The sequence below is a fragment of the Streptomyces sp. ME02-8801-2C genome (assembly GCF_033793965.1).
GTDB lineage: Bacteria > Actinomycetota > Actinomycetes > Streptomycetales > Streptomycetaceae > Streptomyces.
Window position 1 is genome coordinate 330,939 of record NZ_JARAXP010000006.1, and the last position, 13,713, is coordinate 344,651.

At 67.7% G+C, this 13,713-nt stretch carries 8 protein-coding genes; 5 read left to right on the plus strand and 3 right to left on the minus strand.

Features of this window, described 5'->3' with window-relative positions; all coding sequences use genetic code 11:
• Positions 1-29: 29 nt before the first annotated feature.
• On the plus strand, positions 30-914 hold the full coding sequence (locus PV396_RS21720; protein ID WP_319206924.1) for a sigma-70 family RNA polymerase sigma factor: 885 nt from the start codon (positions 30-32) through the stop codon (positions 912-914).
• Positions 915-1,016: 102 nt separating this feature from the next.
• On the opposite strand, the gene PV396_RS21725 is transcribed toward PV396_RS21720, so the two are convergent.
• Positions 1,017-2,252: a serine hydrolase domain-containing protein gene (locus tag PV396_RS21725; RefSeq protein ID WP_319206926.1), complete on the minus strand. Its 1,236-nt coding sequence runs from the start codon at positions 2,250-2,252 to the stop codon at positions 1,017-1,019.
• Positions 2,253-2,445: 193 nt separating this feature from the next.
• Here PV396_RS21725 and PV396_RS21730 point away from each other — a divergent pair, with 193 nt between their 5' ends.
• Positions 2,446-4,137, plus strand: a complete 1,692-nt coding sequence (locus tag PV396_RS21730; RefSeq protein ID WP_319206928.1) for a serine hydrolase — start codon at positions 2,446-2,448, stop codon at positions 4,135-4,137.
• Between the two features lie 90 nt (positions 4,138-4,227).
• Here PV396_RS21730 and PV396_RS21735 read toward each other — a convergent pair whose 3' ends face one another.
• Entirely contained in the window at positions 4,228-5,115 is an 888-nt protein-coding gene (locus tag PV396_RS21735) for a DUF4231 domain-containing protein (protein ID WP_319206930.1), read from the minus strand.
• A 90-nt stretch (positions 5,116-5,205) separates the two neighbouring features.
• Positions 5,206-10,200 (minus strand): NACHT domain-containing protein, encoded by a 4,995-nt coding sequence (locus tag PV396_RS21740; RefSeq protein WP_319206933.1) that lies wholly within the window; start codon positions 10,198-10,200, stop codon positions 5,206-5,208.
• Positions 10,201-10,391: 191 nt separating this feature from the next.
• Here PV396_RS21740 and PV396_RS21745 point away from each other — a divergent pair, with 191 nt between their 5' ends.
• The 3 genes from PV396_RS21745 to PV396_RS21755 are packed head-to-tail and all read left to right on the plus strand — an operon-like array spanning position 10,392 to position 13,650.
• Positions 10,392-11,675 carry a toll/interleukin-1 receptor domain-containing protein gene (locus PV396_RS21745; RefSeq protein ID WP_319206936.1) on the plus strand — a complete coding sequence of 428 codons (1,284 nt, stop codon included), beginning with the start codon at positions 10,392-10,394 and terminating at the stop codon, positions 11,673-11,675.
• A gap of 2 nt (positions 11,676-11,677) precedes the next feature.
• Positions 11,678-12,667, plus strand: a complete 990-nt coding sequence (locus PV396_RS21750) for a MoxR family ATPase (RefSeq protein WP_319206938.1) — start codon at positions 11,678-11,680, stop codon at positions 12,665-12,667.
• A 5-nt stretch (positions 12,668-12,672) separates the two neighbouring features.
• Positions 12,673-13,650 carry a hypothetical protein gene (locus PV396_RS21755; protein WP_319206940.1) on the plus strand — a complete coding sequence of 326 codons (978 nt, stop codon included), beginning with the start codon at positions 12,673-12,675 and terminating at the stop codon, positions 13,648-13,650.
• Positions 13,651-13,713: the final 63 nt, after the last annotated feature.

Sequence of the window (13,713 nt, forward strand, 5' to 3'; positions counted from 1 at the left end):
CGACGGATCCGGACACGGGGGTGTGACAGGTGAGCGAGAACTTTTTTCTGGCCGACCGCTTCGAGGCGGAGCGGCACGGGCTCCGGGTGGTGGCCTACCGCATGCTGGGGTCGCTCGCGGAGGCGGAGGACGCCGTCCAGGAGGCTTGGCTCAAGCTCAGCCGCTCCGATGTGAGCGACGTGAGGAATCTCGGGGCCTGGCTCACCACGGTCGTGGGCCGGATATGCCTGGACATGCTCCGCTCGCGTACGTCGCGACGCGAGGATCCGCTGCCCGAGCAGGACGGGTCGGTCCGGCTGCCGGACCCGGTGGTCACCGCGCTGTCCCGCGTCGACCCCGAGCAGGAGATCCTGATCGCGGACTCGGTGGGCATCGCCCTCATGATCGTGTTGGAGGCCCTCTCCCCGGCCGAGCGGCTCGCCTTCGTCCTCCACGACATGTTCGACGTGCCCTTCGACGACATCGCGCCCATCCTCGGTCGGACCACGGTTTCCACCCGGCAGCTCGCCAGCCGCGCCCGCCGCCGGGTTCAGGACGCCGCCCCGGCGGCCGACACGGACAACGCCCGCAAACGCGACGTCGTCAACGCCTTCCTGACCGCCTCCCGCGGCGGCGACTTCGAGGCGCTCCTGACCGTCCTCGACCCCGACGTGGTCGCGCGTTCCGACGGCGGCACGCTCGTCCCGAGCATCCTGCGGCGCGGCGCGGGCGATGTGGCGGCGCAGGCGATCACCTTCGCCCGCTTCGCGGCGGACGCTCGTCTGGTGCTGGTCAACGGTACGCCCGGCGTTGTCTCGTTCGCCGGGGGTCGACCGCTGTCCGTCATGTCGTTCACCATCCGGGACGGCCGCATCACCGGACTCGACATCCTCACCGACCCTGACCGACTGACCACGCTCGGCCTGACCGACTGACCCGACCGACCATGCGTGGTCCGATCGCCTGACCGACTGACCCGTCAGACCATGCGTGGTCCGACCACCTGATCGCCTGATCGCGCGACCGATGGCGACCCCCTACCGCGGAGCAATCGCCCCGTCATACACATTCCCCGGCGTCACGATCCCCGTGACCGCCCGGGCGAGCAGCGTCGACGGTTCCTGGCCCTCGCTGGGGATGTCCGTGTTGATCATGATGACCAGGGTGGCCTTCTGCGACGGCAGATAGACCGTCACCGTCTGGTAGCCCGGGATCGAGCCGTTGTGGCCGATCCAGCCGCCGGTTGTGAAGATGCCGAGGCCGTAGCTGAGGCCCGGGAAGCCGGTCGGCAGGGTCTTGAGGCGCTCGGCCTGGGTCTGGGGGGTCAGCAGGGTTCCGGTGGCGACGACGCGGGCCCAGCGGCGCAGATCGTGCAAGTCGGAGATCATCGCCCCGGCCGCCCACGCCCAACTGGGGTTCCAGTCCGTGGCGTCGGCGACCGCGCCGCTCAGCGTCTGGTTCGTGTAGCCGCGCGGATGCGGCTCGGGGAACTCGGGTCCCTGGGGGAAGAGGGTGTGACGCAGGTGGGCCGGCCGCAGCACCCGCTCGTGGATGAAGTCGGCGAGCTGCTGACCGCTGACCTTCTCGATCACCAGGCCGAGCAGCACGAGGTTGGTGTTGGAGTACTGGAACTCCGTACCCGGCGCGAAGGTGTTCTCGTGCTTGAAGCCGTACGCGAGCACTTCCCGGGGGGTGAAGTAGCGCTGCGGGTCGCTCAGCAGGTCATGGACGAAGTCCGGGTCGGACGTGTACGGGAACAGGCCGCTGCGCATCTCCGCGAGGTGGCGCAGGGTGATGTGGCGGCCGTTCGGTACGCCGGGGACGTAACGGGAGATCGGGTCGTCCAGCCCGATCCGGTGGTCGTCGACGAGTTCGAGCAGCGCGGTGACCGTGAAGGTCTTGGTCTCGCTGCCGATCCGTACGTAGCCGTCGGTGGTCATGGGCCGGCGGGTGGCGGTGTCGGCGACGCCGGTCGCGCGGACGTAGCTTCCCTTGCCGGGCATCCACAGTCCGACGACGACTCCGGGGATGTCGGCCTGTCGGCGGACGTCCTCGATCGCCTTGTCCAGCCGGGCGGTCACCTCGGGGGAGAGCGTGCTCGGAGGGCAGCTGTCCTGGTCCTGGCCGTAGGGACGGTGCTGCCTGTCGTCCTGGCAGTGCTGCTCGGCCGTAGCGGGCCGGGCCGTCGCGGCGGGGACCGCTGCCGTCCCGATCAGCGCACACGCCGCGAACAGTGCCGCGGCGAGCATCCTGCGGTGGGGGGTATGTCGCATCCGGGATGCCTCTTCCAACTCGGGCGGGCTCGGACGGCAACATCACCATCGGCGACTCGTCGCAGCTGACCCCTTCCGGTCACGTACCGGCGAGTCCACTCGTTCGGCGCCGCTCGCCGACGGCTGCGGCGGCCCGTCCCCCGAATGGCTCGCTGATGCGACAGGCGTCAGGGCAGGACCTTCACTGGAAGACATGCCCTCCCTAGACGAGACACCGACGCAGATACAGCCAAAGGCGCAGGCACAGGCACAGGCGTCCGCCCGGCGCCTTCGCCTCGCTGCCGCGCTGGGCGTGGTCGCCGCCCTGGCCGGCAGCGGCTGTACGACGGATGCCGACACGGGTGCCGACACGTCCGCCGCCGTCCGCAAGGTGGCGGCGGAGGCCTCGCCGCTGCCCACCGTCCCGCCGGCCCAGCCGCCGCCGCGCCTCACGCGGGCCAAGGTCGACGCCGCGGTGGACAAGCTCGACGGCGTCGTACAGGACGCCATGCGCAAAACCGGTGTGCCGGGGGTCGCCGTCGGCGTGGTGTACGACGACAAGGTGCTGTATCTCAAGGGCTTCGGCGTACGGAAGGCCGGCGCGGAGGGCAAGGTCGGGCCCGACACCGTCTTCCAGCTCGCCTCGGTCTCCAAGCCGGTCGCGTCGACGGTGGTCGCCGCGGCCGTGGGGGAGAAGACGGTCGGCTGGGACGACCCCGTCGTCAAGTACAGTCCCGGCTTCGCCCTCAAGGACCCCTGGGTCACCCGCCACGCCACGCTCGCCGACCTGTTCTCGCACCGCACCGGCCTGCCCGACCACGCCGGGGACATCCTGGAGGACCTCGGCTTCGACCGCTCGTACATCCTGGAACGTCTGCGGTACGAACCCCTGACCCCGTTCCGTGCCAGCTACGCGTACACCAACTTCGGGCTGACCGAAGCCGGCGTCGCCGTCGCGCGGGCGGCGGGCACCAGCTGGGAGAAACTGTCCGCCGACAAGCTGTACCGGCCGCTCGGCATGGACCGCACCAGCTCCACCTTCGCCGACTACGAGAAGGCCGGGAACAAGGCCGTCACCCATGTGAAGCAGGGCGACACCTGGCAGGCCAAATTCGTACGGAACGCCGATGCCCAGAGCCCGGCGGGCGGGGCCAGCTCCACCGTCCGGGACATGACTAAGTGGCTGCGCCTGCAGCTCGGCAACGGGGAGTTCGAGGGGCGGCGGGTGGTCGATGCCGAGGCCCTGGACGAGACCCACCTTCCGCACAGCCTCTCCGAGCCGCCGCACGCGCCGGCGGGCAGATCCGGGTTCTACGGGCTCGGCTGGAACGTCAGTTACGACGACCAGGGCAGGCTGAAGCTCGGCCACTCCGGTGGCTTCGCGCTGGGCGCGGCCACCAACGTCGCGCTGCTGCCCTCGGAGAAGCTCGGCATCGTCGTCCTCACCAACGGCGCGCCCGTCGGCGTACCCGAGTCGATCTCCGCGACCTTCCTCGACACCGCGCAGACGGGTGGGCCCACGGTCGACTGGCTGACGTTCCTCGGCCCGCTCATCGAGGGGGCCGTCGCGGGCGAACGCTCCGAGACCGACTACGCAAAGCCCCCGGCAAAGCCGGCCAAGGCCAGGGCGGACGACGCCTACACGGGAACGTACGCCAACGACTTCTACGGACCGATGACCGTCGGCTCCGCCCCGGGCGACGACCTCGTCATGCAACTCGGCCCGAAGAAACAGCGGTTCACCCTGCGGCACTACGACGGCGACACCTTCTACTACAGCACCACGGGCGAGAACGCGGTCGGCCTGTCCGGCGTGACCTTCACGGTCGGCTCCGACGGCCGGGCCGACAAGGTCAAGGTCGAGAACCTCGACACGAGCGGCCTCGGCACGTTCACCAGGGAATAGCTGACTGGTCGCGAGCGGCGCGCGGACTTTCGACGGACGCGGGGCAACCGTCGTGGCCGCGCGCCCCGAACCCCCAGCCGTCCAGGCAGGTCAACCCAGGGTCCAGCGGATCATCCAGGCCTCGTTCTGGATGGAGACGACACTTTCGCACTCGGCGATGAATCCTTCGACGAATGCTGGATTTCGGTCGCTCGTCTGCTCCCAGCGTTCGAGCAGCCGCTCCAACTCCTGTGCGGTACGGGAGAATTCCAGCTGTTGGTACGCATATCGCTGAGCGGTCGAATGAGCGGCGACAGCTACCGACACCGAAGCAGCGACGGCAACCCACGCCGCGACCGCCTCAACCGCGTAAACGCCGGCGACCGCCGCCATCAAGGCTCCCAGGCCGCCGAGAAGGAACTCCAGACGCTCGACGAACTGGACGCGGCGGTGCATCAGTTCCGCTTTGGGCCGGTAGTACGTCGTGAGCTGCCCCTTCAGCCGATGCTCCACATAGGAGCCTGGATCCGTGACGGCGGGCAGGGGCCGACCGACCGCAGTGATGCCGAACGTGTAGTGAGAGAGATCAACACTGCTCTCGCGGTATCGCGCGACGCGTCCCAGCAGGGCCTCGGCGGCCCCGGAGCTGTGCTGCGCCCCGCCTCCGGCCAGGTAGGCGTAGGACTCGGCCTTGAAAGCCTCCGACACCGCCCGCAATCTGGTCCAGTCACTCAGTCGGCCGGGACCGCCACGTTGCGCCATCAACGGTGCGGTCCCGGCGGCAACAGCAGCAGCTGCAGCGAAAGCACGTCCAACGGAAGGGTGGCCGCTCATGGTCTGGGATGCCACGGTTCCCAACGTGGCGGCCGCGATCCCCAACGTCAACGCCGTCAGCCGAGCACGCTCGATAGACAGCTTGAGTTTGTTCGCGGCCTGCGACCACACACTCTGCGCATCCCAGACCATCCGTATCGCCGTGTCCTCAGATCTCTGCGTCACGGTTGGATTCTGACGGCTGAGAGCCTGAACCACGAGGGAGTTGGAGGACCTGCTCACTCCGATTCAAGGCCGGCAAGCCGTAGTACGCGATCACAATCGACGGCGCACGGACGCCTCTTCCTCCAGAGCGCCCACACGGTGATACGCGTCGGCGGCTAATGTCCACATGGACTGGGCCTCATCGACGAGCCCTTCCGAATGCAGGACTTCGGCCCACGCGGCGCTGCTGCGGGCCACGCCGTGCCACTCACCGAGTTCTTGGCACAGCTCCACAGCCATGCTGAACGCCCGGAGAGCCTCGTCCGGCGTGCCGGTCTCCGTGTGCGTCGTCCCCAGACTGTGCCAGGCCCGGCTCTCCCCGGAGCGGTCGCCGAGGTTCTGGTACACGTCACGCTCATGGGTGAAGGCCTCGATCGCCCCGGTGAAGTCGCTCAGACCTCGCAGCCCGATCCCCATGCAGCCCCATGCCCTGGCCTCACCGTCCAGGTCACCGACGCGTTGCGCCGCGTCGAGGGCAACCCGGCTGACCTCTGTGAGTACCTGGAAGGCCTGAATCTCGCGTAGATATTCCGCGAGTGCAAGGCTCAGACGCATCGTTGTGCGTGCGTGGGGCCCCCGGGCGGCCCAAAATGCCGTGGAGGCGAGGTTCTTCCACTCGTCCCCCAGCCAGTTCTGTGCTTCCTGGGCGTTGCTGAACGGTCCCTGAACCGTTTGTTCCGGCTCTGATCGCACACGCCGCACAGCGTGCTCCGTCATGTGGACGTAGTACTCGAGCAGCCGACCCCAGGCTTCCTCGTCCTCATTCGGCCGTGCCTGCTTCTCAGCCCTGCGCGTCAGTACGAAAGCACGGACCAGATCGGACATCCTCCATCGGTCGGCCCCAGTCTCGCGGTCCACGAAGGAATAGCGGACCAGGCCGTTCAACTGGCTCGCGGGGACAGGCCTGTCGGGGAGGAGCACCGCGATCGCCGTGGTACTCAACGCAGCGCTGGGTGCGCCGGCCAGCAGCCGGAGCAGTTGGGCCTGATCCTTGCTGAGCCTGCGGTGGGATGACTCGAAGGCCGCGCGGACACTCAGCTCCCCGTCGTCGAGTCGGTCGACACGGGTTGCCGGATCGCTCAGTTCGTCAACGAGGGAGGCCACCGGCATGCCGGGATCACTGACCAGGATCGCGGCGGCGATGCGCAGTGCCAGCGGCAGGCCGTCGCAGAGCTCGGCGAGTTGTTCCACAGAAGTCGGTTCGGTGATCAAGCGGGTGTCCGACGGGTCCGCTGTGCTCGTGGCTTTGTGTAGCAGTGCGTGTGCTTCGTCCTTCTTCAGTCGGCCCAGTCGCAGGAAGGAGGCGTCAAGCTGAGGTAGGGCAGCGCGCGATGTGACGATGGCGCGGTTCAGCGGATCGCGGGGGAGAAGCGGCTGGACCTGGGCGTTGGTGGACGCGTTGTCCGCGACGATCAGGACCGGACCCTGCGACCGCATTCGTTCGGCGAGGACGGAGTGGTACAGGAACACGCGGTCGTCGGAGCCTTCTGGAATATCGGCTGCCGTCACACCAAGAGCGCGCAGGACGGCGTGCACCGCATCGCTGGTGGTGGTGCGGCGTGATTTGTCTCCGTGCAGGTCCAGAAAGACCGTCCCCCCGGGGAACCACCCACGCATCCGCGCGTCGTGTGCGGCGGCCAAGGCCAAGGTCGTCTTGCCGACGCCGGCCAGCCCGGATACCGACAGGGCTGTGGGCCGGCCGGCGTCGGCCAATGTCGGGTCGAGGGCGTGCATCAGGCGTGCCAGCTCCTCCTCGCGGCCGATGAGGCGCGTAGGCGCCGGCGGCAGTGTGTCCGGGGCGGTGAACTCGTGTGCGGCGCCCGGGGGTGGCTCACCGGTCGTGGTTCCGGCCGTACCCAGGCCTTCACGCAATACGTACGTGAGTCCGCGGGCCGTTCGTAGCCGCACCCGGGTGTCACCGATCGGTACCGTCACCGCCTGGCCGTCGGCAACCATCACGGTGCGCACGGACACCTCCGGGTGACTGCCACCGTCCAGCATCACTTCGATCATCCGGGGATGTGTGTCCGGGACGGGAACTGCCACGGCACGGCCACCCGAGGCTGTGCCGACGAGAAGCTCGTCTCCCGCCAACGAGACCGGCAGCGGTACATCGGCCAAGCCTTCCGCGACGACGGCGGCGTCCTCGATCCGCAGGTCGTCCGGCGTTCGCAGCTCGGAGAGGTCCAGGCCGGACGCCCGCGGTGAGGCGAGGGTGGCGAGCTGCCATGCGGTCGTCGTGCTCCGGACCGGCTCCGGCAGCCGTTCCCAGGCTCCGGCCAGCCAGTCGGCGATGCCGTCTCGTCCTTCGGAGACGAGGGCCCGCAGGGCGGGCTGCAACGCCTGGTCGATGCTCTCCGCCGGGTCCAGGTCGCCCTGGACATAAAGCCAGGCGACCCGTTCCTCCAAGGCAAGGGCAGGGGACAGATCGGCATGGACACGGGAGATGACGTCCCACAGGTCGGTGATCGGATCGTCCGCCGGGCTGAGGGCGATCTTCTCCGCGAGTGCCTCACGTAGGCCGGGCAGCAGCTCGGGACGAAGAGCGATCGCCGACGGCGTACGGGAAGCCACCCAGTCGCTGAACCACAGGTCCGACTCGGCGGCGACGTCCAGATACGGGAACACCGTCAGACGGACAGCCCGCAGCAGCTCCGGTTCGACGCGGGTGGCCACGCTGAGCGCCACAGCCAGTTCGTAGGCTCCGGGTGACAGATCCGCGGGTACCCGCACCGACGAGGTGAGGGCAGGGGCCGGCCGCTTGGACCGTGTCACGAACTCCTGGACCAGATGCTCGGATCCGCCCACTCTGCGGACCAGACCGGCGAAGGTCGCCGCTTCCCGCCTGGTGACCGTTCCAGGGCTGGGCAGCAGATCGAGGACGGACGAGCCGACCCGGGCCAGGGCTTCGAGTTCGGCGTCCGTGCGGGGCGGGAGAAGGCGCGCCGCACGCTCCAGCACTTCCTGGCGCACCGACGGATCGATCTCGAACGCGAACTCGAGACAGGACAGAGCCAGCAGCGTGAGGCGGGACGAGACGCCAACGTCCGTTTCGCCACGGGACAGCAACCGCGTCAGAAGCTCGGCCCGCTCGCTTGGGCGGGACTGGGCGACAGCGAACCGGAAAACGTCCTCCCACCGAACGTCGTCGGCATTCCTGACGAGCAGGTCGAAGTCGCCCTCGGCCACGACGGCCCTCGCCGCCAGGTAGTCCCGGAGGGTGCGGCTGACGAAACTCACCATGCCCGCGGCCGGTTCGTTCAACAGGCCGCTGCGTGCCAGAAGGAGATCGAAGAGGCTCCTCGCGTCGTCGGCGACCGGCAGAGCGGGCAGAGCCTCGTCAATGAGCTGGACCACCGCTTCCTGTGGTGCGTCCATTCTGCCGTTGCGGACCAGCCAGTAGGCGATCCGTCCAAGGAGCAGCAACTGTGACTGCTCGGAGAGCTGCGTGGAGACATCGATGCCCCGCTCCCGGTCCCGCCGCGACAGCAGCATGGAGAGCGCCGCCTGGTACAACTCGATTTCTCCCGAAGGAAGAGACCCTCTGCGGTCGGTGTGCAACGCACAGACGAGGCTGCACATGAGCGGACTCGTCGCGAGCCTCCGCAGGGTGGGACTGGAGTGGAACGTGGTCAGCAGCCGTGCTTCGAACTCGTCGAGGAGTACCGCCTGCTGCGGATCCGTACTCACAGCCCGGGCTGCGTCATGCCAGCGCGTGATGAAGCCGACGATGTCGTCGTCGCTCATCCGGGAGACGGCGTACGAGGTGAATCCGGCTTCCGCGAGCCACGCGTCGTCCACAGCGGAAGGGCGTGAGGTGATCAGCCAGTAATTGGCCGGGAAAGCGGTGAGCAGGTCGGTCAGCCAGCTCTTCACCCGCGCCCGGTCGTGTTCCGCGATCTCGTCGACACCGTCGACGAGCAGCAGTCCGCGCCCGGCTGTCAGTACCCGATCGACCCAGCCGGCCGGCTGGGTACCAGCGAGTGGGGATCGCGTCGTCGACAGGAACTCTTCGGGCAAGGGAAGTTCACCTTGCCGAACGAGCGTGCGCAGAGGGAGTAGGAAGGGCACGCGGTCCTGTAGGTACCGCGACTCCGGATCCTGTCGGGCAGCGGTCACCACAAGCCGTTGCACGAGCGTCGTCTTCCCTGACCCGGCCTCACCTCGCAGGAGTATGCGAGGGTGCCGGGTCAGTGCCTGCTCGACGGGGACCCGGGGGGCCGGCTCCGAGAGAGCACCGGCGTCCTGGACGGTCTCGGTGGCTCTGAGTTCGAGGTAAGCCTCATCCAGCGGCCAGGTCTGCCGGGACCGGTCGTTGAGGTCGAGTCCGAAGATGGCCAGGTAGCTGTGGCGCTTCTCCAGATAGTCGGCGTAGCGGCGTTCGAACGTGAGGTCCGGCGAGAGCGTCAGAAGCCGTGGCCGCGCGTGGAGCTGGGAGATGAGGCCGGGCTGGTCGAGAAGGGCTGCTGCGGGGAGTACCCGCAAGTCGTTCGGCCGGTTCTCGGGATGGCTGGTGATGATGCCGATGAAGACATCTTCCGCGAAGACGGCGGCGCCTGACATCCCGGCCCAGGGGCTGGACCAGGGGCCGGGCGTGGCAGGCAGGTACTGGGGGGTGAGAACGTAGCTGCCGCTCAGCAGCCCTGCTCCCGGCCGCAGGGCGCCGGTTATCTGTTCCGTATCCAGGCTCCGCCCGCTCGCCGAGCCCTGGACCGGGGCGAAACCGATCGCCTGGCAGTCGGACACAGGTGTGAGCGACCCCGGCTTCCCCCAGTTCAAACCGCGGAAGCTGGTCAGGAGCCCCTGCGGGAGGATGTCCTCCCGCGCGCGCAGCAACGCGGCATCGCAATCGTCCTCATGACCCGACCAGACGAGATCACAGTCGACAAACCCAAGCCCACCGACGGCGGCGATTCGAATGTCTCCGCCGCGCCGTACGACGTGCGCGGCGGTCAGGACGAGCCGGGGCTCGATCAGGTAGCCGCTGCCTTGCGAGCCCGCTACGAGCACCGCAGCGACGCGCTCTCCGGCGGGACCGCCCAGCACGTTCCCATCACCCCCAGTCGTGCGGCGTGTTGCGCTCCGTAGATGCGGTCATCGTATGACGCGTCGTTAACTTACGTCTCCCCCATGGGCTTTGCCCGTCGCCAGGCTGTCGGCCAGAATCATGTCGTGCAGGCATACGGGGGCGAAGCCGCGACGAGGTCCCTGACAGAGCGGAACGGGGTGCCGTCGCCGTGACCCAGGTGTTCATCAGCCACAGTTCCAGGTCGGACCCACTCGCCGAGAAGGTGCGCGAACAAATTTCGAAAGGCCTTGCGGAGAGGAACTACGAGGTCAAGGTGGACACCGACGCCCTCAAGCCGGGTGACGACTGGTGTCCGACGCTGTACAAGTGGCTGGCGGAATGCGACGCGGCGGTGATTCTTTTCAACCAGGAGGCCATCGATTCCTTCTGGGTGAGACGCGAGGTCAACATCCTCATGTGGCGCCGGGCCCTGAACCCCGGCCTGCTGATCATTCCCGTGCTGATCGGCGGCCTGACGTCGTCGGTCCTGAAGGACAACGGATTCAGTGACGTCCTCCCCGTGGAGTTCGCGCGTACGTCTCCCGAAGTGGCGGACGAAACCGCTGTCGAGCGGCTGGTGAACCAGGTTCTCGAGGAATTCGGCACGCTTCCGGACCTGAGCGGCGAGCCCGACAGCATGCGGAAATGGATCGGTGTGATCGCGGACTACCTTGAGCGTACGGACAAGAAGGCGGCCCTGACCGAAGCGGGCCGCGCCCTCGGAATAGCCGACGAACATCTGCAAAACAATGCGCAAGCAGGCGTCGGCCAGTTCCTCGCCCAGCAGATGCTTGACGCGGCCCCGGGTGAACACCTCAAAAAAGCCTTGTGGAAAATCGCGCCCTATCTCGACGGGGACTCGCTGCAGCGGCTCATCACCCAGGTGACCCCGGCCTGGATCAGCGGCGAGGTGGCCCGTCATATTCTGCCGCCGGTGCCCGGCGACGCATCGCACCGGCGGACCGTGGCGCTGAACGCGTGCGAGAGCGGGACAGCACGTCAATTCGTCGACCGGGCAATGTGTCTGGATTTTGGTCACTACTGGATCGGAGCCGCCGGCGGTGTGCCGGTGGGCGAGGACCTGGTGCTGGAGACCCTCGACCAGTGCTTCAGCGCTGTCAGACGCATCCTGGGGATGCCCCCTGACTGGCCTCTTGAGAAGCTGAGGTTCCGGCCGGACTGTTTTCATTTCCTGACCCTCGCCATGCACAAGCTGAAACCGGAAACCGTTGCGGAAGTCGTCGAAGAGCTGCATCGCGTGGTTCCGCAGCTGATCATCATCCTTCTCACCGGGGACAACCCGTCAACCGCGGAATCCCTACGGGAATTCCGTCTGGACGAAGTGATCGTCCTCTCCCCGCCACTCGGTCCGGATGAGGAAACGCTCGGATTTCAACTGGCCCATGATCTCCGGTCGATCCCCGATCGGCTGAACGGCTATGGAGGCAACTGATCATGCCCGACGAAGGTCCCGCACGGACGGAACGGGACGGCAGCCCGCGGCTGTTCGACTCCCCGGACCGCCGGGACGGCCACGTGTATGTCATGCTCGACGACGTGTCGCTGGCGGTGAGAGTCGCTCTGGCGACCGGCCGTCCCCTGCTGCTGAGGGGCGATCCAGGCTCAGGCAAGTCCTCGCTGGCTCCGTCCATCGCACTGCGCCGGGGCTGGCGCTACTACGAACATGTCGTCACCTCCCGTACCCAGGCAACCGATCTTCTGTGGACCTATGACCACGTGCGCCGCCTGAGCGACGCTCAGGTACGTGCCCCGGGACATCCGCTGGTGGATCACCGTTATGTCACCCCCGGACCCCTGTGGTGGGCTTTCGCGCCCAGGTCCGCGGCGCGTGCCGACGACCCCCGTCCGGACCGCAGACACCGCGAGGATCCCTTCCACAAGATCAACGAGACGCGGTCGCCCCACCATGCGGTCGTGCTCATCGACGAGATCGACAAGGCCGAGCCGGACATGCCGAACAGTCTTCTCGTGCCGCTCGGTTCGAACGAGTTCACCGTCGCCGAGACAGGAGAACAGGTCCGGAAGGAGCGAGCCTCCAGCGCCGCGGGTGACGCGGAGAATCGCCACCTCGTCATCATCACGACCAACGAGGAACGTGAACTCCCACAAGCGTTCCTTCGCCGTTGTGTGGTCGCCTGGCTTCCCCAGCCCGACAGTGGCCGTCTCGTGCGGATCGCACAGGAGCATTTCACGCAGTACGACGGCGGGTTCACAGAGACGGACAGGGAACTCGCCGAGAAGCTGGCGGAAGAACTGAAGAACGCCCGTGCCACGGCGAAGAAGCAGGGCCTGAGGCCACCAAGTACAGCAGAGTATCTGGACGCCCTTCGTGCCTGCCGCAGCATTGGCATAAGCCCGGACGACGAGCGGTGGGACCTGTTGCAGCGACTCGTTCTGCTCAAGCCCCAGCAACCGGACGAGTGACGGCCATGCGGAGCGATGTGTGGATCGGCGATCTGCTGCGGGCACTCCCTTTGGTCGAGGGGCAGGGCGAGGCAGCCCAGCGAAAGATCGCCAGGCTCCTGGGCTTCGACCTCGTCGCCCAGGACACCGACTCGCAGACCGCTGGGGCGGACGCCGGCCACCCGGCGGCCGGTGAGGTCACCGGCCCGGCTCTCCTTTCGGAGGAACGCACGCCGGAGACCGCTTCCCGTCCTCGAACGCCCGACCTCATCGACCGGGGCACGGTCGGCGAGGAGAACTCACTGCCGTTGCTCGTACCTTCGGGCCAGGAGCCCTCCCGTGCTCACGAGTGGACCGCTCCCTCTCTCCCTCTGCCGGACAGGAGCCGTGTCCGGATCCCTCTTCCGCACGAGCCTCTGCTCGCCCCTCGCTCGACATCGGCCATGCTTCACCGGGCACTGTCCAAGCCTGTGGAACAGGGGCAACTGGATGTTCGGCGGGTCGTCGACCGGCTTTCCAGGGGGCTCCCGCTCGAAACTCTTCCGCGTCGTCCCGTCCGCACGCTCCGGTTCGGTGTACAGGTCTTGGCCGATCTCGGACTCGGCATGGAACCCTTCAGCCGGGATCTGCACGACACCATCGGCCAGGTGACGGCCACCGTCGGGCGCGAGCACACAGAGGTCGTCTACTTCGACCAATGCCCTGTTCGGGGGGCCGGTCCGGGGCCTCGGTGGACCTGGGGGGACTATGCGCCTCCGGCAGCCGGCACCCGGGTACTCATCCTCAGCGATCTGGGGACGGGCGGTCCGAGCCTCGACCCGCGCCGCAGCACCAGAGCCGAATGGGAACGTTTGCTTCAGCTGCTTTCGTACGCGCAGTGCACGGCCGTCGCCTTCGTGCCTCTGCCCGAGAAACGCTGGCCGTCGTGGGCGGCCAATCTTTTGCCGCTTGTGCCCTGGGACAGGCAGACCACTGTCGGCTGGATCGCGGCACATATGACGTGAGCCGGGGAAGTCGGGGGGGCGATGAAATGATGCGATCACCTGATACAGGCGCTTGTCGTGGGA